Below are 23,188 nucleotides of genomic sequence, written 5' to 3' on the forward strand. Positions count from 1 at the left end.
CCTTTCTATTGGACGGGGGCAACCGTCAAAAGATTGTCTGCAATTTTTTCAGCGAAAGCCATATCGTGGGTCACGACAATCTGTGTCATGCCTTGTTTCCGTAAATCTAAAATAACTTCTTCCACTTGTTGGCGTAAAGCTGGATCTAGCGCGCTCGTTGGTTCATCGTACCCAAGAACTTTTGGCTTCATTGCTAAGGCACGAGCAAGTGCAACTCGTTGTTTTTGTCCACCGGAAAGTTGGTACGGATAGAGTTTTTCTTTACCAGCCAAGCCCAATTTTTCCAGTAATTCTAAAGCTTCTTGCTGACTTTTTGCTTTTTCTTCTTTTAGTACTAATGTAGGTGCTAAGGTAATGTTTTCTAAAACTGATAAGTGAGGGAAAAGTTGGAAATCCTGGAAAACGACCCCAACCACTTGATCGGCATTGTCCATTTCAGCAGGATTGAAAGGAACACCATCCAACAAAAGCTCACCAGAATCAATGGTTTCTAAACCAGCTAAACAACGAAGTAAAGTGGTTTTTCCGCCGCCTGAAGGACCAACAATCGTTAAAATTTTACCCTCTGGAATTTCTAAATTTAAGTGATCAATGATGGTCCGGTTATCAAAATGTTTGGTTAAATTTTTAATAGTTAACATGGTAGAGTCCTCCTATTTATAATATTGATAGAATTTTTCAATTTTTTTAGAAGCAACAGTCAAAATTGCCGTAAAGAGTAAATAAATCACTCCCACTAAAGCTAATGGCACTAATGTAACATCGCGGCTCATCGCAATTTTACCAGCACGTAAAAGATCGCCTAAGCCAAGAACATAAATAAGAGAAGTATCCTTGACCAAATTGATAATTTCATTTCCTACGGAAGGCAGCACGATTTTAACAACTTGTGGCAAAATAATCCGGGTGACTGTTTGAAAACGTGTTAAACGTAAAACCTTAGCAGCTTCATATTGACCTTGGGGAATTGCTTGAATTCCCCCGCGGAAAATTTCAGCAAAGTACGCAGCATAATTTAAAATAAATGCGAATAAGGCCGCATCGTAACGTTCAAAGACAATACCAATTAATGGTAAGCCGTAAAAAACAAAAATTAATTGTAACAATAGCGGAGTGCCGCGCATTAACCAAATGTAGAGGTTAATTAAGTAACGTAAAGGTTTAAACGAACTTTGTAAAATAAAGGCAATGATAATCCCCAGTGGAATCGAGCCAAGGAGCGTAAAGAAAAAGACTTTCAGTGTCATGCCAGCTCCGCTAACTAAAGCAGGTAAAATTTCTAAAATATAATCCATCATTTTTTCCTCCAACAATTTTTATTAAAAAACAAAAAAGCCTCTTGGCTGTGAGCCAAGAGGACGAATCGCATTCGTGGTGCCACCTCAATTTACTTATCTTTCACAAGATAAGCCTTATGTAGTTGCGTTGACAACTACTCTCTGTTAACGATAGAGTCACCGGTTTTTCTTACTAAAGGATTCAGAAAAACATCTTTTAGGTGTGAGTAAAGAAGAATCCATCTTTTTCTTTCAGCCAATGAAAAAGTCTCTGTAAAGGAAGAGCTAAATTACTATGTCCTAAGCCTTGATTGTAAGTATTAAATTGTTCGAACGGAACAGAAAACCTGTTGCTTTTCTAGCTTATCCCATTAAGGATATGGAAAAGAGGACAACAGACTTGAGCAGTTGAGGCACTCTCTCAGGTTGAAAAGCGCATCTAAAAAACAAAAAAGTCCTTTGGCTGACTAGCCAAAGGACGAATAATCAATTATCGTGGTTCCACCTTAGTTTATTCGTGTTTCGCAACACGAACCTTATGAAGTTCATAACTTCGCCTGTTAACGAGTGGTCCCGGACTTTCCTACTAAGGGTTCAAAAAGTCAACTCCCAGATGTGGTTCGCTGTTTCTTTACGTCTTTTTCCACCAACCAAAGACTCTCTTCACTAAAGGAAACAGTTACTCTTCTGTTCTCTGTTTTTCAATACTGTACCACCAGAAAAAATATCTGTCAACTCTTATTCTTAAAAAAATATTTTTCTTTCAAAAAGTAAGTGCTGAAAAAGGACAAATGTATGGAAAATCATGTAAAATGTAAGTAAGTTGTTTGAACAGAAGGAGGAGTTTTGGTATGAAACAGAAAAAGTGGTTAATCGGACTTGTTGCACTGGGCTTGGTTTTAGCAGCATGTGGAAGTGGCGGTTCGAAAACGACCTCGAATGAACCAGCTACACAGAAAATTAACGTCGCATCTGGTGGTGAACTCTCGACATTAGACAGCGCTCATTATACAGATGTCTATAGTTCCGATATGATTGGTCAAGTAGTTGAAGGCTTGTATCGACAAGATAAAAACGGAGATCCTGAGCTAGCTATGGCGAAAGCAGAGCCACAAGTTAGTGAAGACGGGTTAGTCTATACATTCAAGTTACGAGAGGCAAAATGGACAAACGGGGATCCAGTTAAAGCAGGGGATTTTGTAGTTGCGTTTAGAAACGTGGTCGATCCAGCGTATGGTTCAAGTAGCAGTAATCAAATGGATATTTTTAAAAATGGGCGTGCGGTGCGGGAAGGACAAGCCACGATGGAAGAATTTGGTGTCAAAGCAATCGATGACCAGACACTAGAACTAACATTGGAAAATCCAATTCCTTATTTAGCCCAAGTCTTAGTTGGAACACCTTTTATGCCTAAAAATGAAGCCTTTGCCAAAGAAAAAGGTACTGCCTATGGGACTTCTGCAGATAATTTTGTTGGCAATGGACCGTTTGTAATTTCAGGCTGGGATGGCAATTCCGAAACTTGGAAATTGAAGAAGAATAATCATTATTGGGATAAAGAACACGTAAAATTGAATGAAATTGATGTTCAAGTAGTGAAAGAAATTGGCACAGGAGCCAATCTTTTTGATAATGGCGACTTAGACTACACTGTTTTAGCAGATACTTATGCACTTCAGTATAAAGAGTCAAAACAAGCGCATTTTGTACCTAAAGCCATGGTGGGTTATTTAAGCCCAAATCATCGCCGTGAAATTACCGGCAACGAACATGTTCGAAAAGCTTTTTTACAAGCGATTGATAAAGAAACTTTTGCAAAAGAAATTTTAGGAGATGGCTCGACAGCTTTAAATGGATTTGTACCAGCTAATTTTGCAAAAAATCCAGATACAGGTGAAGATTTCCGCAAAGAAAATGGTGATTTATTGCCATATAATATTAAAGAAGCCCAAGCTAACTGGACCAAAGCGAAAGAAGAGTTGGGCAAAGATAAAATTGAATTGGAACTAATCTCAGCGGACTCAGCGATTGCCAAGAAAACCATTGAATTTGTTCAAGGGCAATTGCAACAAAATTTACCAGGTTTAACAATCAAATTAAAATCATTGCCTTTGCAAAATCGTTTGGATTTACAAACAGCAGGTAATTACGATTTAGCCTTTGGAACATGGACGCCTGATTATGCTGACCCCATTAACTTTTTAGAATTTTATGACTCAAAAAGTGGCTTAAATACTTCTGGTTATAACGATTCAGCGTATGATGCGGGTCTCCAAAAAGTTAGAAAAGATTACGCCAATGAACCTGAAAAACGCTGGAATGAATTACTAAGTTTAGAAAAAACATTAATTGAAAAAGATGCCGGTGTTTTACCCTTATTCCAAGGAGCCATTGGTTACTTGAAATCAGATCGCTTACAAGGTTTGCAAGTATTTTCTTTTGGTCGCACAGTATCCTATCGTTTAGCTTATGTAGAAGAATAAATTGACTTCTGAAAAGTCCTATCTTTTGAAAAAGTCTGCTTTCTGTTTTATCCTTAAAGTAGGAAAATTAACTAAAAAAATCAACTATGAAAGGTAGGTTTTTCAAATGTTTAGCTTTCTATGGGCATTAATTGTCGGAGGAATTATTGGCGCAATTGCTGGCGCAATTTTAGGAAAAGACGTGCCAGGTGGCATTATTGGAAATATTATCGTGGGCTTTTTAGGAAGTTGGGTAGCATCACTCTTGTTGCCTTCTTTAGGACCAGTCATCGGCGGTTTTCCAATTATCTCAGCGTTGCTAGGAGCGATTATCTGTATCGCTATTTACTCTTTTATTGTAAACCGCAAGGCGTAAAATTGTATCAAAATGATATCTTGAAAAGCATCATAAAACTTGTGAAGGTTGATCAAACCATTACTTTTGATGTCTTTTCTCTCATATTTTAAGTCTATGACAAAAATTTCTTTGGATTTTTGTCATAGACTCTTTTTTTAAAATATTTATTATGAGAATTTCCTGCGTTAGACTGCTTATTTTTCATTTATTATTCATTTTTGATAAAGGAAGTTTTGTTGGATAAAGTGAATAGCTCAAGGCTCAACAAAAATAAAGAAAAAATTAATATGTTAAGTTTAGGAAAGGGGAAATTCTGCTCTCATAATACGCCGTTTTATTCATTAAACGATAGTTGAAAAAAATATGTGCCCTTGTTATTCTTTGAATTAAACTAATGGGGGCGAAAAGCATGGAATCGTTAAAAAGTAATCTTTTTTTGACCAGAGAAGCATATTTGGAAGCTTTTGAAACAATCATGACACCTTTAAAAACGGCTATTTTAACATCAGAAAAACCTGGCGTGAATTTTGGGTCCAGTGGTGCTGTCTATGATCAGCAACATGCTGAAATGGAAGCTCTCATTCGACCATTATGGGGAATTGGACCGTATTGGGTTGCTTGTAAAGATGATGTTTTAAGAGATGCTTATGTGGAAAAATTAATCGCAGGAACTGATCCGTCATCCCCAGATTATTGGGGCGATATTGTTGATTATGATCAATATATTGTGGAAGCAGCAGCATTATCTTTAACTTTATTGCTTCATAAGACATATTTTTGGTCCTGTTTTTCTGAGAAACAGCAAGAAAATATCATGGTTTGGTTAAATAAGGCACTTGGTTGTAAAATTCCTAAAAATAATTGGACGTTTTTCAAAGTGCTCATTCGTTTGGCACTCGAGGGATGTGGACAAGTGATTAACCAAGCGGAACTAGAGGAAGAATTGGCGTTGATTGAACGCATGTATTTAGGTGATGGTTGGTATATGGATGGTAAAACTACGCAAAGAGATTATTATATTTCGTTTGCTTTTCATTATTATAGTTTGATTTATGTCAAATTTATGCGAGAAAGAGATCCTGTTCGTGCGAAACGTTTTACAGAACGAGCCGTTATGTTCGCGCAAGACTATCTGTACTATTTTGATGAGGAGGGCGAAGCGTTACCTTACGGACGTAGTCAAACGTATCGATTTGCTCAAGGAGCGTTTTTCGCAGCTTTGATATTTGCAGAAGTAGAGGCGTTACCTTGGGGACAAATAAAAACGTTGTTAGCAAAACATTTACACTGTTGGATGCAACAGGCTATTTTCACTTATGATGGTCGGTTGTCCATTGGCTATCATTACGAAAATTTAGTAATGGCAGAAGGTTATAACGCACCAGGCTCTCCGTATTGGGCCTTTAAAACATTTTTGTTGCTCGCTGTGGATCAAGACCATCCGTTTTGGCGTGCTGAACCGCTGGCGATAAAACGAGAAGAAAAGCGTTTGATAGAAAAGGGAAACATGTTATTAATCCATCCTAAAATGAAAACGCATGTCCTCGGCTATCCTGCAGGACTATGGCTTGAAAATCAAGCACATGCTGCGGCTAAATATAGTAAATTTGTCTATTCTAGCCGCTTTGGTTTTAGCGTTCCCAAAGCTGGTGCGCGTTATGAGGAGGGGGCTTTTGATAACGTATTGGCTGTTTCTCGTGATGGTGAATATTTTCGTGTTAAAGGGAAAGTTCATGATTTTTATTTAACAGAGGAGCAAGTTTATTATAAATGGCTACCATTTCAAGAAGTAGAAATTGAAACAACCATTTATCCTTTTGGAGAATGGCATGTTAGAGTACATGAAATAGTGACATCGGTTCCATTAAAAGTGCGCGAAGGAGGATTCAGTCTACCGTTACTTGGAAAATTTTCAGAAAAAGAACTGGGTAAAGAGTGGGCTAGAGTCGATTCAGGAGAATTGTGTTCGCAAATAGTTGCAATTGAAGGATATGACCACGCAGGTATTCTTCAACCTGAACCCAATACATCGTTGTTTTTCCCAAGAACAAGTTTACCTTATTTGCAAAAAGAGCTACCAATAGGAACGCATCGCCTGATTTGTTTGGTAGGTGGTGTGACAAGGGAGGAATAAAAAATGATAAAAATCGAATTGAAAAATAAAGACAATCAGATTATTACTGGCCGAATCGATCACGAGAAGCCAGAAGCGCCATTCATGGCGGAGGGAGACACGTTAGCGGTATTAGCAATTAAACAGTACCTTTATCAAGTTGGCGATAAAATTGTAGTGACTTATACAGGGGCTACCCCTTATTTGATGGTTCAATTAGATGAAACTTTGGCTCCTTCATTGATTTATCTGAAAGAAAAAGTTTGGGAATATCAAATTCCATTAGAAGAATCTGCTCGAAAAGCTTTTGTTGATACGGCCTTTCATTCAGCAAGGCACCAAATAATGGTTCGACAAGCGCACACGTTTGAAAAAGACAATTATCAAAATCTTTCTATGAATACACATGACCAAAAAGAATATTCAGGAGCCTATCCTCATGCGTATGCAAACGTTGAAACGAGAAACGATGCTGTTTTCTTTGCGAAAAATGCTATTGATTCTAAGTTTGGTAACCTTTCTCATGGCTCGTATCCATTTGCTTCTTGGGGAATTAACCAACAAAAAGAGGCACAGATAACGATTGACTTTGGCAGGCCTGTAGAAACGGACTGGATCCGCTTGCTATTTCGGGCGGATTACCCACATGATAGCTATTGGGAGGAAGTCACTTTAGCTTTTTCAGATGGTGAGGAACGAGTAGTTGACACAACGAATACCGCCTGTTTTCAAGAAATAAAGTTCCCAATGAAAACAACACAAACTTTGACATTAAAATGCTTACGAAAAGCGCTGGACTCTTCTCCATTTCCAGCGTTGACCCAAATTGAAGTATTCGGTCGGAATAAATAACAAGAGGTCGGGACAGAACCGTTTAGCTCCGAGAAATAAGAAGAAATTTCCGAAAATTGATCTTTGGTTTTTGGAGAATTTCGGCTTATTTCCGAAGGAGTTGGTTCTGTTCCCGCCGTTTATCAGTTTTTGAGCGTGGAGCAAAAATCCAAAGTGATTTTTGTCCCACGCTCTTGTTTTTAAGAGAAATAATTAAGAAAGGTCGCTTTTTATTTTCTTTTACGTTATAATACAATAAGTTAATATGTTAACAAGTTAAGGAGTGGTGGAGATGTGTAGTCAAGAAAATAAACAAAGACTGATCTCTCTAGGAGAAAATGTCACAGATGAATGGATTCAAACGCAATTAAATGAATGCGTTTCAAAAATTGCTAAAAATATGCAGCGTTTCGGAACACAGTTTCCTTCAGCTTGTGCTACGAATGGTCGATATCGTCTCAAAGCTAACGATGATTGGACCAATGGCTTTTGGACAGGCATGCTTTGGCTGGCATATGAGTGGTCTCACCAAGAAAAATTTCGTTTACTGGCAATGGAAAATATTGACAGCTTTCAACAACGATTAGAGGAGCATTTTGTTTTGGACCACCATGACATTGGTTTTTTATATAGTCTATCGGCGGGTGCTGGGTATAAAATTACCGGTGATGAGCGCTGTAAACAAGAAGTGCTAGCTGCCGCTGAAGTATTGTCAGCACGATTCCAAGAAAATGGCTCCTTCATCCAAGCGTGGGGCCATTATGGTGATCCCAAAGAATATCGATTAATTATCGACTCATTAATGAATTTACCGCTTTTATTTGAAGCAACTAAATTATCTGGAAATAGGATTTATGAGGAAATTGCCTCACGTCACTATCATACGTTAATGAAAACGGTGATTAAATCCGATGCGACAACTTATCATACCTATTATTTTGATCCAGAAACAGGCAGACCAAAACATGGAGCTACGCATCAAGGACATAGTGATACTTCCATTTGGGCACGAGGCCAAAGTTGGGCAATTTTAGGGATTCCCCTAAACGAAACATTTCTCCATTCCCAACCATTTCCAGAAATTTATCCACAAATAGTGGAGGTTTTTCTAGCTCATTTGCCAGCAGATTTAATTCCCTATTGGGATTTTGATTTTAATGACCAAATGCCATCTGACAAAGATAGCTCGGCACTGGCAATTGCGGCATGTGGTTTATTGGAAGCAGACAAACTACAGGCATTTCCTCAAGCGAAAGAGCTTGCCAAAGGAATGATTTATCAATTAGGAAAATATTATCGTACGCAAAATGATTCCGAAAATGAAGGACTGCTACTCCATGGTGTTTACGCACATGCAGAAGGAAAAGGGATTGATGAACCCAATTTATGGGGCGATTATTTTTACATGGAAGCCTTAATGCGTTTAGCAAAACCATCATGGCAAAGATACTGGTAAAGGGGAAAAATGATGCAAACGTTTGAAATTAAAGAAGACTTTTTATTAAATGGACAACCAATAAAAATTATTAGTGGGGCGATTCATTACTTTCGAATGACACCTAGGCAATGGGAAGATAGCCTCTATAATCTGAAAGCTTTAGGAGCTAATACAGTAGAAACCTACATTCCTTGGAATATTCATGAACCAGAAGAAGGCGTATACGATTTTGAAGGAATGAAAAACATTGAAGCATTTGTCCGCTTGGCAGAAAAACTGAATTTACTAGTTATTCTGCGTCCTTCGGCTTATATTTGTGCAGAATGGGAGTTTGGTGGCTTACCAGCATGGCTTTTGAAAGAAAAAGGCGTGCGATTACGTTCGACAGATCCTATTTTTATGACTAAAGTTCGTAACTATTTTCAAGTATTATTGCCTAAACTAGCCCCTCTGCAGATAACACAAGGTGGACCAGTGATCATGATGCAGGTTGAAAATGAATATGGGTCCTATGGCATGGAGAAAGCGTACTTGCGACAAACCAAGCAGATAATGGAAGAACTGGGGATTGAGGTTCCTCTTTTTACATCTGATGGCGCTTGGGAAGAGGTTTTGGATGCGGGGACGTTAATTGAAGAGGATGTTTTTGTGACAGGAAATTTTGGTAGTCATTCGAAAGAAAATGCTGCCGTTTTGAAAAAATTTATGACTCGTCATGGTAAAAAATGGCCGTTGATGTGCATGGAATACTGGGATGGGTGGTTCAATCGTTGGGGCGAACCAGTGATTCAGCGAGAAGGTACCGACTTGGCGAAGGAAGTAAAAGATATGCTGACAGTGGGTTCTTTAAATCTCTATATGTTTCATGGAGGAACAAATTTCGGCTTTTATAACGGGTGTTCGGCGCGAGGTGCAAAAGATTTACCTCAAGTCACTAGCTATGATTATGATGCTTTATTAACAGAAGCAGGAGAACCAACAGAAAAATATTATGCCGTTCAAAAAGCAATTAAAGAAGTATGTCCAGAAGTTTGGCAAGCACAACCACGCACGAAAAAACTGGGGAATTTAGGAAGCTTTTCAGTAACTGCTAGCGTATCTTTATTCGCAGTAAAAGATCAAATGATGACACCGAAGACCACCGCGTATCCATTAAGTATGGAAGAAGCTGGCTCAGGCTATGGCTACTTGCTTTATTCGTTTGATTTAAAAAATTATCATCATGAAAATAAACTAAAAGTGGTTGAGGCCAGTGATCGTTTACACATTTATGTAGATGGAGATTTAGCTGCTACCCAATATCAAGAGACAGTGGGAGAAGAGCTACTGATTTCAGGGCAAACTGAAAAAGACAAACTTGCGTTAGATATCTTAGTGGAAAATTTAGGTCGCGTTAATTATGGCTTTAAATTAAATAATCCGACACAAAGTAAAGGAATTCGAGGTGGAGTGATGCAAGACATTCATTTTCATCAAGGCTATCAACACTATCCCTTAACTTTTTCACAAGAGCAATTAGCCAAGATTGATTACACAGCTGGAAAAAATCCATTGCAGCCTTCGTTTTATCAAGTAACATTTGAATTAGAACAGCTAGCAGACACGTATATTGACTGTCGAGGCTACGGCAAAGGATTCGTTGTGGTCAATGGTCATCATCTAGGTCGTTATTGGGAAATAGGACCCATTCATTCGCTGTATTGTCCCAAAGAATTTTTACAGCAAGGACAAAATGAAGTAGTAATTTTTGAAACAGAGGGAATTGAAATTGAGTACTTGAAATTTACGAATCAAGTAATCATAGATTAAAAAAATAGAAGTAGAAGCTGAAATTTATTCGGCTTCTACTTCTATTTTGGTTTTGAAATATTTCCAATGTTTATAACTAATAATATATTCAGCAACACTACCATCTGCGAGATAGGAATGTTTAACTTGTTTAACAGCGGGTTCACGAAAACTTAATTGAAGTAAATTCAATAACTCAGCATCTTCGGGAAAGACAATTTCATTTGTTTCTACAGAAGCTAACGAGAAGAGGTCTACTGAAAAATCTTTACGGACTCGTTCATACACACTTGCATAAGCTGTGAGGTCCTTTGAGAGCGGCTCTTTAACAAGCTTTTTGGGAAGATGTGTGATATGTACGAGAAAGGGTGTATCTTCAGAATAGCGTACACGCTTGATTCTATAATAAGAAGCGTTAGCTGGTAAGCCTAATTCCTTTAAAATTTCGGCTTGATTTTCTTCTTCAATTGAAAGGACTTTAACTTTTTCAGAGTCTAAAGAATGCAACTCGATATCAGAAAATTTTACATTTTGAGAAACTTTTGATTTCGAAACAAAGGTCCCTTTTCCTTGGATACGATACAAGTAACCTGCACTGGTTAGCTCATTCAGTGCTTTGACAGCTGTGATAGAACTAACAGCATATTTTCGTTTAATATCGGCTTCAGAATAAAATTTATCACCAGGAATAAAGGTATGATTTTTTATTTCACGTAAAAGGTCTTGTTTAATTTGTTCATATTTAGGTAACATGCGATTGCCTCCATTCTAGTAATCGAATGAATTAAGCATAACATGTTAACTAGCCTTTAGCAAACACTTTGAAAAAGAGGAAAGACAATTTTTATTTAAAGAATTCAAAAAAATAAATTCAATATATTAAGATATTAGGTTTACGGATAACTTAGTATGTGTTATAGTAAGTTCGTAGAGAACATAACATGTTAAGTAGGGTCACCTACATCTAGGGAGGGAAACTCGTGGAAAACATTGTACTAATTAGTCATGGTAGCATGGCTGAAGGCGTCAAAGTTAGCTTAGAAATGATTGTTGGTCGGCAAGAACACGTGCATACAGTCTCATTACGACCAGATAGTGACAATCTTCAATTTGAGAAAGAGCTAAATGAAAAAATGAAAGCCCTTAACGGTACGACACTGATTATTGCTGATTTACTAGGAGGAACGCCATGTAACGTGGCAACAAAGAATTATTTGAACGTTGACGGAGTGGAAATTATTGCAGGGATGACGCTCTCTGTTGTGATTGAAGCAGTGGTTAATCAACAGGCTTCGATTAAAGAATTAGTTTGTTTAGCACAAGAAAATATTGTTGATGTAAAGGCTGGAATGAATCAAGCAGAACAAGAGATTTCAGAAGCCAGCAAAGAAAAAGAATTAAGTAACTATAGTCAATATGTTGGAAAAGAAAATATTGTAAACACACGGATTGATGAACGGTTAATTCATGGACAAGTAGCGGGAATTTGGTCGACAAGTCTTAGTACACAGCGAATAATTGTAGCCAATGATGAGGCGGCTACAGATCCTTTACAAAAATCATCTTTGAGAATGGCAGCGCCTTCTTCGATGCGTTTATCTGTTCTTGGAGTAGAGGCTGCCGCTAAAAATATTCAATCAGGAAAATATGGTAAACAGCGTTTATTTTTATTATTTAAAAATCCGAAAGATGTGCTCCGCTTTATCGAAGCGCAAGGACCTATCAAAACTGTAAATGTTGGGAATATGAGTTACAAAGAAGGAGCACGCGAAGTAACAAAAAGTATTCAAGTTTTACCAGAAGAAGAACAAATTTTTGAAACAATCGCTTCAAAAGGCGTCACTGTGACAGCCCAATTAGTTCCAAACGATCCAGTCGTTGATTTTATGAAAAAATTACGCGGCTAAAACAGTCAGACTAAGAAAGAATATTTTTAAATTTAGGAGGAAATTTCAATGCATTTAGCAGCGTATCAAATTATTTTAATTACTATTTATGCGTTTATTGCTATTAATGACTCACTTATTTCAAATACGTTGACGCAACCAGCTATTGCTGGAATGATTTCTGGAATGATTATGGGAGATTTAAAAACTGGTTTAATGGTTGGCGGCACTCTTCAATTAATGCGTTTAGGAATTGCTGCTTTTGGTGGAGCATCGGTACCTGATTATTTCACAGGGGCTGTTTTAGGAACCGCTTTCGCTGTAATCTCTGGAAAAGGAGCGGAGTATGGTATTGGTTTAGCTGTTCCTGTTTCTCTGTTGATGTTGCAACTAGATGTAGTGGCCCGTTTTTGTAATGTCTTTTTACTTCATAGTGTCGATAAAGCGATTGATAAGATGCAAGTAAAACGGATTCCACGCTTAGTTTTATCTGGTTCTGTTCTATGGGGACTGTCTCGTGCCATTCCGATTTTATTAATGTTATTAGCGGGGGATGCTGTAGTAACAACGATTACCGATAACATGCCAGAATGGCTAATGACGGGCTTAAAAACAGCTGGAGGAGTATTACCTGTTGTCGGTGTAGGGATTTTATTACGTTACTTGCCAACGAAGCAATATATCCCCTATTTACTATTAGGCTTTTTCTTAGCGGCTTATTTAAAAGTTCCAATGTTAGGTGTTTCGATAGTTGGGATGGTAGCAGCGATGCTTGTATTTAAACGTGATGGGGCAAAAAGCACGACACAAGCAACAACAGGAAATGGTGATTTTGAAGGAGGATATGACGGCGATGAGTAAGCATAAACTGACAAAAAAAGAATTAAATGCAATTAGCTGGCGTTATATTTTAGGAAGCCAATTAAACTGGAACTATGAACGTATGATGAGTTCAGGATATTTATACGGCATCTTACCTGTTTTAAAAAAATTCTATGGTCATGATGAAGCACAATTTCAAGATATGATGCGCACACACAATCAATTTTTTAACACCAATGCTATTTTTGGGAATTTAATTATGGGGATTGATGTGGCGATTGAAGAGCAAGATGGCTATAAAGCGAAAGAAACAATTATTGCGCTAAAAACAGCTCTGATGGGTTCTTTGGCAGGCGTTGGAGACTCTTTATTCCACGTTATTTGGGGGACGATTTTCGGCTCTGTTGCAGGGACACTGGCTCAAAATGGTTCGGTGGTTGGCTGTGTTATTTGGATTATTGCAAATATTGCACTATTGTTTGGTCGGGCCGCGCTCTTACCACTTGGTTATAAGCAAGGGGTCAAACTAGTGACGACCTTAAAAGACAAGTTATCTGCCTTTACGAATGCAGCAACTGTTCTTGGTGTGACTGTGATTGGTGCCTTAATTCCTTCAGTTATCAAGGCGACAGTTCCTTTTGTTTATAAAAAGAACGGGGTCGAATTAGTTATTCAAGATACGTTAGATGCAATTTTACCTTCCTTAGTTCCAATCTTACTTGTTCTTTTAACTTATTGGATGTTAGGTCAAAAGAAATTAAATTCCACACGAGTGATTTGGATTATTTTAATTTTATCGATTGTTTTGAGTGCCTTTGGTATTTTGGCGTAAAAAGTATATTAAGTGATTTTCAGAGAGTCGGAGAGTGTAGAAAGTATTTTTCTTCACTCTTTTTCTCTAATTCGGATGTAAGCGTTTTACGATAATTTTTTAGGAGGAGAAAGAATGAAAAACAGGAAAATATGGGTAATGCTGGTCGGACTGTTTACTGCTTTGACGAGTGGATTTATGGGAACCACCCTTACTTTTGCAGAAGAAAACGAAGCGAGCCAAACGATTGAGCAACCCTCTTACATTTCAGATTTCCCCAATCAAGTTGGGCATTGGCAAGATTTGGTAGGAACAGCAGAAAAAAAGAATGATTCTGCTGGTTTATGGATCGCAAACACGAAGCAAGGGACAAACCTCGAATCTGTCTCTATCAATCTTGATGCACGCGAACAATCTTCAGGAGATCTTGAACTAACCTTTTTATATGAAGGGCAAAGTAACTTCGGATTGGTTTTTCGCGGAGATAAACAAAAGACGAGTCAATGGCAATCTTTTGCTTATAATCGTGACGGTCGCTGGCAGTTAGGACAACCAGGCGGTAAATGGCTAACTAATATTCCGGGGCCAACATTACTAAGTGGCCAACAATATAAACTGCTGGTTCGCTATGACGGAAAAAAAATTCAGACATTCCTGAATGATCAATTATTTTATGAAAATGAAGAGGTTCATTATCCTGATGGTACGTCCATTAATGATGACTGGACGGGCGCTGTAGGAATTAGACTATTTGGTAATCTATCAAAGCTGAATATCATTTCTATGAAAAGTGGCTCCGTTGGTAGCATTCCTGTTATCGATTCATCTACAGAATACCGAGGATTAAAAGAAAAATGGCGAAATCAGCTTGTTTCCAAAGAATATGATTCAACTAACCAAGCGCTTGTAGACTACGTCCAAAAAATCTCCAATGAAGCAACAGAACTCGATCAAACGATGAATAAAGAGCCGAACCGCAGCTATTTATGGCCACTAGAGCCTGGCAATACGCCATCTGCTGATTTAACGACTCAATTTACCAAATTGCAAAAATTAGCGTTAGCCTATGGAACGAAGGGGAGTACGCTTTACCAAGATGACAAATTGGCAGCAACCATTATTGATGGCTTAGATTTTATGGTAACGCAAAAAGGATATGATGGGAAAAAGTACCATGGAAATTGGTGGGACTGGCAAATTGGTGTGCCACAGAAGTTTCTTAATATTCTAATGATTTTAGAGGATAAAGTTTCTCCGGAAAAGCAACAAATCTATACAAATGCGCTGAGCAGTTATGTCCCAGATCCATTTAAACAGTTGTATACAAAACCACAAGGAACGTTTGTGGATTTAGCTTTTATCCCAAATTTTGTGACATCAGGAGCGAACCGAACGGACTTAGCTTTAACTGTTTTGGGGTTAGGAATTTTACAAAAGGATAGCGGGAAAATTAACCAAGCATCCAGTAGTATCGTCGATGTATTTAAATTAGTCACAAAAGGTGATGGTTTTTACCAAGATGGTTCTTTTATCCAGCACAATAACATTCCTTATACAGGTTCGTATGGAAATGTTTTGGTGAAAGGGGTTGGACAAATTTTGGCCATTACAGCAGATTCATCTTTTCAAATGGATGCAACTCTTGTGACAGAATTTGTTGAAAATGTTGATCGGGCCTTTCTTCCTTTGATTTATAAAGGTGAAATGCTACCAACTGTGAATGGCCGTTCCATCTCAAGAGCCCCAGCAGTTGGAAAAACAGGCTATGGCTCAACTACCATGTATAATTTATTAATTGTGGCTAAATTTGCCCCTAATAATTATCAAAAGAAATTTCAAGAAGCCGTTAAATATTGGATGAAAGAGAACCCAGATTATTATTTGACCAATGCTCGTGATTTTAATGATTTACAGATGACTATGCAACTTTTAACTAATCCAGAAATTACGGGAGGGCAACTTCCTTTTACAGGCACGAAACTTTATGCTTCGATGGATCGATTTGTCCAACGAACACCTAGTTATATGTTTGGGCTAGGCTTGTATTCAAAGCGCACTGCATCTTTTGAAGCAGGGAATAAAGAAAATAAACGTGGCTGGCACACTGGTGACGGAATGATGTACGTATATAATGATGACGAGGTTCAATTTAATTCCAGCTATTGGCCAACTGTAGATCCCTATCGACTACCAGGAACAACGGTAGATACCATTTCTTTGGCAGATGAAGTTTCAGCATTTACAACAATCACATCGAAAGAGCAATGGGTTGGTGGAGTAACGTCAGACAATCAGGCAGTAGTAGGGATGGCTCTTAATAAAGACGGGACCAAAAATAATGGGAAACTTTTACCTATGAACCTACAAGCTAAAAAATCTTGGTTTGTATTAAATGGGCAAATTATCGCATTAGGCGCAGGAATTAAAGGCGATACAGAAGCTTCGATTGAGACAGTTGTTGATAATCGTTTGTTAAATGATGTGTATCAGTATCAAGTGTTATCAAATATTGGGGAGATTCATGAGAAAAATGAAACGAGTAAAAAACAATGGTTATTACTAAAGTCGGATCATTCCAATGCTAATATGGGTTATTATTTTCCAGAAGAAACAACGGTAAATGTTAAAAGTGAAACTAGAAAAGGAACCTATAAAGCAATTAATGAAGCATTTCCAAGTGATAAAGAATATGTAGGTGATTATCGAACATTTACGATTCAACATGGTCAACACCCAACGAACGAGCATTATGCTTATGTAGTTTTACCAGGAATCGATGAAACTGATTTAAAAACATATGCTGCCAAAAAAACAGTAGAAGTTCTCTCAAATACAGAAGAAATTCAAGCAGTTAAGCAAGAAGAAGAAGGCTATCTTGGGGTTAACATTTGGTCAGAAACTGGCGGTACAATAGCAGGGATTACCTCAAATAAAGCTATTTCTTTAATGAGAAAGACACAACAACACCAAAAAACGTATACTTTCTCTGATCCCACACAAACAACTAAGACACTGACTTTAAAAATACCAAAAGATTACAGCACAGTAATTAGTCAAAGTGACGGAATCACTTATGATGATGCAACAGAAACCTTTACTATTAATTTTGAAAATGCTGCAGGAAGTAGTAAACAAATTATTGTAGAATAACTAAAAGAAATCAAAGTAGCCTCAAATTCCAGTTTAATCGGAATTTGAGGCTACTTTGTTGAAATTATTTAAGATTCTAACATTTCTGCGGGTAATAATATCGTTTCACGATGGCCATCATCAAAAGCAAAAATTCGCGACGGATATGCCGTAGAATAACTAAATGGTAAGTCGATGGCCATTTCTACTGAACTATTTTCTTGAGAAAAATGGACAGTCACCTTGCCATTATTGTTCAACAAATCAAAGTGAAGTAAGTCGTTTAAAAGGATAACCCCTTTTAGATTTAAGTCAATAATCAACCAAATACTATCAATTAAGCCACTAGGTAAGCTAGAAACAACACCTAATGAAGCATAGCGGCTACGGTCACTATCAAAACGTTCAAACATATGGATGACCTCCTTTTTGTTTACTTACTTTTAGTATACTGCAAATTTAAAAAAAAGAAATTGTTTCGTTTGAAAATATTGCGTAGATTAGCAAAAATTTAATATTCCTCTGTAGCTTCCTAGCTTTGCAGGTGTCATCATTTATGTGAAGAAATCAAGACATGCAGTAAAAAGAAAATGGGACGTACGTTGTTTCAACGTACATCCCATTTCTAAAACTTAAGAGAATCAGCTGAACAAAAGTGTACTCTTTATTCGGCTAATTCTGGTTCAGTCGTTTCAGCAGCTGTTCCTTCTTCTTCTTCAGGAGCAGTTTGTGCTTCAACAATAGCAACTAGTTGTTCTTCTGGATCAGTTAAAATTTCATAGTCTTTGTGTTCAGGTAAATCAGCGATTGTAAGAGCATCACCAATTTCTAAGTTTGTAATATCTACTTCAATTGATTCTGGCAATTTATCTGGTGTGGCTGCCACTAAAACAGTGTACAAGTTTTGTGCTAAGGTACCCCCAGCTTTCACACCTGCAGATTCACCAATTAATTGAACTTCTGCTTCGACTTCTGTTGTTTCTTTCATATTTACAGATAAGAATTCAACATGAAGCATTTGACCAGTAAAGGTATCTAATTGTGCTTTCGACATTAATGTGTTGATGTTTTTGCCATCAACTGTCATTTTAATAACGGTGTTAGCACCATGTTCGCGTAAAATTTTTGATAAGTCTTTTTCTTCAAAATAGATTGGTGTACTTTCAATTTGGTAACCGTAAACAATGGCAGGTACTTTCCCTTCGTGACGTAGCTGATTTCTTAGTGAACGTGGACGGATAGCTCTTTCTTTAACTTCTAATTGTACTGACATAACCTAATTCCTCCTTGAAATAATGAGTGATTTGGTTAAACTCAGAAACAAAACATAATGGAAAAAAGAAACTCTTTTTTCAGTTGTTCTTGTCTAGAAAAATGCTAACAATAATCAAAAAATCCCCACAAATATTGCCAGGCAACACTCATGGGAATGGTTCATTGTTATCGTTGTTCTCTCCCAGGTCATTACGCTGTTTTTGAGAAACCTTTATTTACTTTACTTATTAACCGTAACACTTATATTTTTATACGTCAAGGAATTACCTTTTTCTACTTTTCATCTTTAACGGATTCCACTATACTAATACCAGAATGGAGCGGAACAATGCGATTAGATAAATTACTAGAAGAACTTCAGTTTGGATCACGCAAAACGGTGAAACGATTAATCAAAGGCAAGCAGGTCACTGTGGATGGCATCGTGACTTTAAATGAAAGCCAAAATGTCGATGCGCAATTACAAATGATTAAAGTAAAAGGACAATTAATTTCGCATAAGACCCATGTGTACTATATGTTGAATAAGCCAAAAGGTGTGGTTAGCGCTGTCTCAGATGCATCTAAAAAAACAGTTATTGATTTGATTGCGCCACAAGACAGACGCCCTGGTCTTTATCCAGTGGGCAGACTCGATGGCGATACGGAAGGGTTACTTCTATTAACAGATAATGGACAATTAGGGTATCAATTAATTCGGCCAAATAAAGAAGTAGCGAAATGTTATGAAGTGAAAGTCAATGGTTTGGTCTCTGCAGAAGATTGTGCTAAATTTAAAGATGGGATTGTTTTGCAAGGAGGCATTCAATGTAAGCCAGCAAAAATAACTGTTCTTGCAGCGACTGAAACGGAGAGTCATGTTTTCCTGACTATTCAAGAAGGAAAATTTCACCAAGTGAAAAAAATGTTTTTATCCGTGGGGAAAAAAGTGACTGCTTTAAAACGCCAAACTATGGGGCCGTTGCGGCTAGATCCGCAATTACCTTTAGGTGCTTATCGTTCATTAACAAGAGAAGAGTTACAATTGCTATTGCCTTATTTTTTTATTGAAAAACAACAAACAAGCAAAGCGTTACCGAGTAATTTGAAAAGAGAAGAGGAACGGAAATGAAAACATTGCTTTTTGATGTTGATGATACATTGTTAGATTTTAAATTGGCTGAAAAGAAGGCGCTCCATGCCTTATTTGAAGAAGAAAATGTACCATTTACATCTGAAGTCGAGTCAACGTACCACCGAATTAATCAAGGATTATGGCGTTCATTTGAAGAAGGAAAAATAACAAAAGATGTTCTCCTTGATACACGGTTTGGTTTATTGTTTGACGCGTTTAATCGAGAAGTTGATAGCGTTAAAATGGGAGAAAACTACCGAGAATATTTAAGTCAAGGACATGACTTGCTTGGCAATAGTCAACGTATCTTGGAAAAATTAGCACCCCATTATGATTTATATATTGTGACAAATGGAGTGGCAAAAACACAGTATCGTCGATTGGAAGATTCGAAATTAATGCCTTATTTTAAAGATATTTTTGTTTCAGAAGAAGTGGGTTATCAAAAACCAATGAAAGAGTATTTTGATTTTGTTTTTGAACGGATTCCTAATTTTAGTCGAGAAAAAACAATGATTATTGGCGATTCTTTGCATTCAGATATTCAAGGAGGTCAACAAGCGAAAATTCAAACTGTTTGGCTCAATCCGACCTCCGCTCCAGCAACACCAACCATTCAACCCAATTATACGATTCAACAGCTAGATGAGTTGTTACCAATTCTTGGGCATTAAAAAACAACATTTCCTGTACAGGAAATGTTGTTTTTTAACTTAAATGTAACCGTAAGCGAACCATATCCTTTAAAGGCAAGCCGTTTTCTATAATAGGCTCATCATAATGATGGATAAAAAAATCTGGTTCAATATGTGTCATTCGAAAGCCGACTTTTTGGTAGAGATATAGCTGTTGAAAGCCTGTGCTCCCAGTCCCAATCTCCAAGGAATCATACTTTTCTTTTTTGGCAAAATCAATGGCAAAATGTAATAATTCTTGCCCGATGCCCCGCCCTCGGCTTTCTTCTGAGACAGCGATGTTTACGATTTCCAATGTCCGTGGGTGAGTCGGCAACAGGACTAAAATTCCTTGAAGTTCTTCAGTCTGATAGTCAAAGCAAATGCCGCGGGTAATATAATCTGCCACCATTTTTTTTGCTGGATCTGCCTCATAAAGAAGAGCGTAATGCGCCGTTGTAAGTGTTTCTTTTTTGACTTTTTTAATCATAGGTAGGATTCTCCTTTTATTGATAAGTATACTGTAATTGAAAGAAGTGTGGGCAGATTTTTCATAAGAAGATAAAAATCACATGAAAAGTCTTGGAAAAGGTCTGGCATTCTTCAGAGTTTTCATTATAATAGTAAAAGACAATGAAGTTTTTGAAAAGAAAGAGGTTTATACATGAAAGATAGTCAGCCAATTATCATTGGTGTTACTGGCGGATCAGGAAGCGGAAAAACCAGTGTTAGCCGTGCGATTTTTAATAATTTTCCCGATCATTCAATTATGATGTTAGAACAGGATTCTTATTATAAAGATCAGAGCCATTTGAGTTTTGAAGAACGTTTAAATACCAATTATGATCATCCTTTTGCGTTTGATACAGATTTATTGATTCAACATGTTGAACAACTGTTAAATTATCAAGCCATTGAAAAGCCAGTTTATGACTACGTTGCGCATACAAGAAGTACAGAAACGGTGATCCAAGAACCGAAAGAAGTAATTATTCTTGAAGGGATTTTAATTTTAGAAGATCGCCGCTTAAGGGATTTAATGGATATTAAAGTGTATGTGGATACAGATGATGACATCCGTATTATTCGTCGAATCAAGCGTGATATGGAAGAACGTGGCCGTACGTTGGATTCTGTGATTGAACAATATTTGACAGTCGTCAAGCCCATGTATCACCAATTTATTGAACCTACGAAACGTTATGCAGATATCATTGTGCCAGAAGGTGGCGAAAACCACGTTGCTATCGATTTAATTAATACAAAAGTGGATAGTATTTTAACAAAAATGTAATAGTCAGCTTAAATAGCCGTCTCTATATCAGAGTCGACTGTTTAAGCTTTTTTTGACTTTTAAAGGGTTGTTTTATCAAATATTTTAAGGGATAGCTAAAAAGTTGAAAATATTGAAAGAAACAATATGCTATAATTTTTTAAAGGAAAAGGAGGGAAGGGAATCTGAATGATAAAAAGAGGTGAGGTTTTTTATGCGAATCTCTCACCAGTTGTTGGTTCTGAACAAGGTGGGATTCGACCTGTCCTGATTATTCAAAATAACAAAGGTAACTTATTTAGTCCAACGTTGATTGTTGCACCGATTACCCGTAACGTAAGCAAGCGGCTGCAACCAACGCAAGTCCTCATCGAAATTCCCCATAACGAGTGCAGGACGCCATCACTTATTTTGTTAGAACAAATTCGAACATTGGATAAAGAACGAATGCTACACAAGGTTTGTCAACTTTCTCGTGAAGAGATGGAACAGGTCAATCAAGCTTTAAAAGTTAGCGTTGGTATCCGTTAAATTACATATAAAGAAATCGTTTTGGGGAAACGGTTTCTTTTTTTTTTTGAAATAGTTTCCAAATATTCGTTTTTCTCGTATAGTGAAAGAGGAGGCGATCACATGGATAAAATTCGTTATGGAATTATGAGTACTGCCCAAATTGTCCCAAGATTTGTAGCAGGGATTCGAGAAAGCGCGCAAGCTGAAGTGCGCGGGATTGCATCAAGGCGTTTAGAGAATGCTCAAAAAATGGCTAAAGAATTAGCGATTCCGGTGGCTTATGGCAGTTATGAAGAGTTATGTAAGGATGAAACAATTGATATTATTTATATTCCCACCTACAATCAAGGACATTACTCAGCAGCTAAGCTTGCGTTATCACAAGGAAAACCCGTCCTACTGGAAAAACCATTTACATTAAATGCTGCTGAAGCAGAAGAACTCTTCGCAATCGCACAGGAGCAAGGGGTTTTTCTAATGGAAGCTCAGAAATCTGTCTTTTTACCAATTACCCAAAAAGTAAAGGCGACGATTCAAGAAGGGGGATTGGGAGAAATTTTATGGGTTCAGTCAGTTACTGCCTATCCCAATGTGGATCATATTCCCTGGTTTTACTCGAGAGAAGCGGGTGGTGGAGCGCTTCATGGCTCAGGAAGTTATCCATTACAATACTTACAATACGTATTAGGGAAAGAAATTCAAGCGGTTACGGGAACCGCAACATATCAGCAAGAGGCGACGGATAGTCAATGTAATTTAGCTTTGAAATTTGCTGAAGGGACGCTGGGCAATATTTTTATTAATGTTGGTTTAAAGATACCTAGTGAAATGACCATCTGTGGGACAAAAGGGCAAATCGTTATTCCTAATTTCTGGAAAACAGATTGTGCTTATTATACAGATACTCAAGGCAACACTGTCAAATGGTCTGAACAATTCACTAGTGAATTTACGTATGAAATCAATCATGTGAATCAATGTTTACAAGACAAAAAGTTAACTAGCCCCGTAATGACGAAAGAATTAACGATAGCAACCGTCAAAATTGTTGAAGGTTTTTATCAAGAATGGTTTGATAGAGAATAATTACCACAACTTGCTATCCATACTATTCTGTGTTAAAGTGTGTTTTATGCGACGAGTTGACTCAATCAGATAGCTTCGGCTATTCCGTTTTGACGGCTAGTGATTGTCAAACACAACGACACCAGATAGTACGGCTATCAGTTACCGGATTTGTAACGTGTCGGACAGAATACTTTTGTGGAGAAGGTCTCTGTCTATTTATGCAAATAAATAGTGTGGTATCCCTTAACAGTAGTAACTGTTAAGGGATTTTTTTGTATGAAAAGAGAAGTGTTGCACTTTTATAAGTGCAACTTTTTTGTGTTGTGGAACAGATAAAATAACGCTATAGTTTTAAG

General features: G+C 37.4%; 21 protein-coding genes and 2 other annotated features. Of the genes, 15 read left to right on the top strand and 6 right to left on the bottom strand.

Translation table 11 applies throughout. The features are described 5' to 3' along the window. Positions 1–5: 5 nt before the first annotated feature. Positions 6–641: an amino acid ABC transporter ATP-binding protein gene (locus tag MKZ30_RS02645; RefSeq protein ID WP_002355681.1), complete on the bottom strand. Its 636-nt coding sequence runs from the start codon at positions 639–641 to the stop codon at positions 6–8. 12 nt (positions 642–653) lie between these two features. After that, a complete protein-coding gene (locus MKZ30_RS02650) occupies positions 654–1,298 on the bottom strand; it encodes an amino acid ABC transporter permease (protein ID WP_002383057.1) in 645 nt (214 codons plus the stop codon). Between the two features lie 53 nt (positions 1,299–1,351). Further along, positions 1,352–1,594 (bottom strand) — a binding site (T-box leader). Between the two features lie 154 nt (positions 1,595–1,748). Then, positions 1,749–1,981, bottom strand: a binding site (T-box leader). A 147-nt stretch (positions 1,982–2,128) separates the two neighbouring features. Between MKZ30_RS02650 and MKZ30_RS02655 the strand changes: the two genes are divergently transcribed. The 6 genes from MKZ30_RS02655 (at position 2,129) to MKZ30_RS02680 (ending at position 10,288) form a co-directional block, all read left to right on the top strand. Continuing rightward, positions 2,129–3,760, top strand: a complete 1,632-nt coding sequence (locus tag MKZ30_RS02655) for a peptide ABC transporter substrate-binding protein (RefSeq protein ID WP_002394211.1) — start codon at positions 2,129–2,131, stop codon at positions 3,758–3,760. Positions 3,761–3,866: 106 nt separating this feature from the next. Further along, positions 3,867–4,115: a GlsB/YeaQ/YmgE family stress response membrane protein gene (locus tag MKZ30_RS02660; protein WP_002355684.1), complete on the top strand. Its 249-nt coding sequence runs from the start codon at positions 3,867–3,869 to the stop codon at positions 4,113–4,115. Positions 4,116–4,491: 376 nt separating this feature from the next. Continuing rightward, positions 4,492–6,231, top strand: coding sequence for a DUF2264 domain-containing protein (locus MKZ30_RS02665; protein ID WP_050444143.1), 1,740 nt, complete (start codon positions 4,492–4,494; stop codon positions 6,229–6,231). Between the two features lie 3 nt (positions 6,232–6,234). After that, positions 6,235–7,062 (top strand): hypothetical protein, encoded by an 828-nt coding sequence (locus tag MKZ30_RS02670; RefSeq protein WP_002383061.1) that lies wholly within the window; start codon positions 6,235–6,237, stop codon positions 7,060–7,062. 271 nt (positions 7,063–7,333) lie between these two features. Then, positions 7,334–8,497 (top strand): glycoside hydrolase family 88 protein, encoded by a 1,164-nt coding sequence (locus MKZ30_RS02675; RefSeq protein ID WP_033600992.1) that lies wholly within the window; start codon positions 7,334–7,336, stop codon positions 8,495–8,497. A 12-nt stretch (positions 8,498–8,509) separates the two neighbouring features. Further along, complete coding sequence (locus MKZ30_RS02680) at positions 8,510–10,288, top strand: glycoside hydrolase family 35 protein (protein ID WP_033600993.1); 1,779 nt, start codon at positions 8,510–8,512, stop codon at positions 10,286–10,288. Between the two features lie 24 nt (positions 10,289–10,312). Here MKZ30_RS02680 and MKZ30_RS02685 read toward each other — a convergent pair whose 3' ends face one another. Then, positions 10,313–11,020: a GntR family transcriptional regulator gene (locus tag MKZ30_RS02685; RefSeq protein WP_002366233.1), complete on the bottom strand. Its 708-nt coding sequence runs from the start codon at positions 11,018–11,020 to the stop codon at positions 10,313–10,315. 227 nt (positions 11,021–11,247) lie between these two features. Here MKZ30_RS02685 and MKZ30_RS02690 point away from each other — a divergent pair, with 227 nt between their 5' ends. The 4 genes from MKZ30_RS02690 to hylB all read left to right on the top strand — a co-directional run bounded on the left by MKZ30_RS02690 (position 11,248) and on the right by hylB (position 16,936). Then, positions 11,248–12,174, top strand: a complete 927-nt coding sequence (locus MKZ30_RS02690; RefSeq protein WP_075578612.1) for a PTS sugar transporter subunit IIAB — start codon at positions 11,248–11,250, stop codon at positions 12,172–12,174. Between the two features lie 48 nt (positions 12,175–12,222). Beyond that, entirely contained in the window at positions 12,223–13,014 is a 792-nt protein-coding gene (locus tag MKZ30_RS02695; protein WP_002358771.1) for a PTS mannose/fructose/sorbose/N-acetylgalactosamine transporter subunit IIC, read from the top strand. Then, positions 13,007–13,807: a PTS system mannose/fructose/sorbose family transporter subunit IID gene (locus MKZ30_RS02700; protein ID WP_002383066.1), complete on the top strand. Its 801-nt coding sequence runs from the start codon at positions 13,007–13,009 to the stop codon at positions 13,805–13,807. Before MKZ30_RS02695 ends, MKZ30_RS02700 begins: the two co-directional genes overlap by 8 nt. A gap of 114 nt (positions 13,808–13,921) precedes the next feature. Continuing rightward, entirely contained in the window at positions 13,922–16,936 is a 3,015-nt protein-coding gene (gene hylB / locus MKZ30_RS02705; RefSeq protein WP_033600995.1) for a hyaluronate lyase HylB, read from the top strand. Positions 16,937–17,004: 68 nt separating this feature from the next. Here the strand turns inward: hylB and MKZ30_RS02710 are convergent, their stop codons facing one another. Together MKZ30_RS02710 and MKZ30_RS02715 are read right to left on the bottom strand one after the other, a co-directional pair. Continuing rightward, positions 17,005–17,328, bottom strand: a complete 324-nt coding sequence (locus MKZ30_RS02710) for a DUF960 domain-containing protein (RefSeq protein WP_033592926.1) — start codon at positions 17,326–17,328, stop codon at positions 17,005–17,007. Positions 17,329–17,579: 251 nt separating this feature from the next. Beyond that, complete coding sequence (locus MKZ30_RS02715; RefSeq protein WP_002358773.1) at positions 17,580–18,188, bottom strand: 50S ribosomal protein L25/general stress protein Ctc; 609 nt, start codon at positions 18,186–18,188, stop codon at positions 17,580–17,582. A 330-nt stretch (positions 18,189–18,518) separates the two neighbouring features. Here MKZ30_RS02715 and MKZ30_RS02720 point away from each other — a divergent pair, with 330 nt between their 5' ends. Next, positions 18,519–19,301: a pseudouridine synthase gene (locus tag MKZ30_RS02720; protein WP_002361308.1), complete on the top strand. Its 783-nt coding sequence runs from the start codon at positions 18,519–18,521 to the stop codon at positions 19,299–19,301. Further along, complete coding sequence (locus MKZ30_RS02725) at positions 19,298–19,978, top strand: YjjG family noncanonical pyrimidine nucleotidase (RefSeq protein WP_002355700.1); 681 nt, start codon at positions 19,298–19,300, stop codon at positions 19,976–19,978. The genes MKZ30_RS02720 and MKZ30_RS02725 overlap by 4 nt, the downstream gene beginning before the upstream one ends. Before the next feature lie 34 nt (positions 19,979–20,012). On the opposite strand, the gene MKZ30_RS02730 is transcribed toward MKZ30_RS02725, so the two are convergent. Beyond that, complete coding sequence (locus MKZ30_RS02730) at positions 20,013–20,468, bottom strand: GNAT family N-acetyltransferase (RefSeq protein ID WP_002383069.1); 456 nt, start codon at positions 20,466–20,468, stop codon at positions 20,013–20,015. 174 nt (positions 20,469–20,642) lie between these two features. Between MKZ30_RS02730 and udk the strand changes: the two genes are divergently transcribed. The 3 genes from udk (at position 20,643) to MKZ30_RS02745 (ending at position 22,850) form a co-directional block, all read left to right on the top strand. Continuing rightward, positions 20,643–21,272: a uridine kinase gene (gene udk / locus MKZ30_RS02735; protein ID WP_002355702.1), complete on the top strand. Its 630-nt coding sequence runs from the start codon at positions 20,643–20,645 to the stop codon at positions 21,270–21,272. A 168-nt stretch (positions 21,273–21,440) separates the two neighbouring features. After that, on the top strand, positions 21,441–21,782 hold the full coding sequence (locus tag MKZ30_RS02740; protein WP_002355703.1) for a type II toxin-antitoxin system PemK/MazF family toxin: 342 nt from the start codon (positions 21,441–21,443) through the stop codon (positions 21,780–21,782). A 102-nt stretch (positions 21,783–21,884) separates the two neighbouring features. Further along, positions 21,885–22,850 carry a Gfo/Idh/MocA family protein gene (locus MKZ30_RS02745; RefSeq protein ID WP_033600996.1) on the top strand — a complete coding sequence of 322 codons (966 nt, stop codon included), beginning with the start codon at positions 21,885–21,887 and terminating at the stop codon, positions 22,848–22,850. Positions 22,851–23,188: the final 338 nt, after the last annotated feature.

The sequence above is a fragment of the Enterococcus sp. LX10 genome (assembly GCF_023539285.1).
GTDB lineage: Bacteria > Bacillota > Bacilli > Lactobacillales > Enterococcaceae > Enterococcus > Enterococcus faecalis.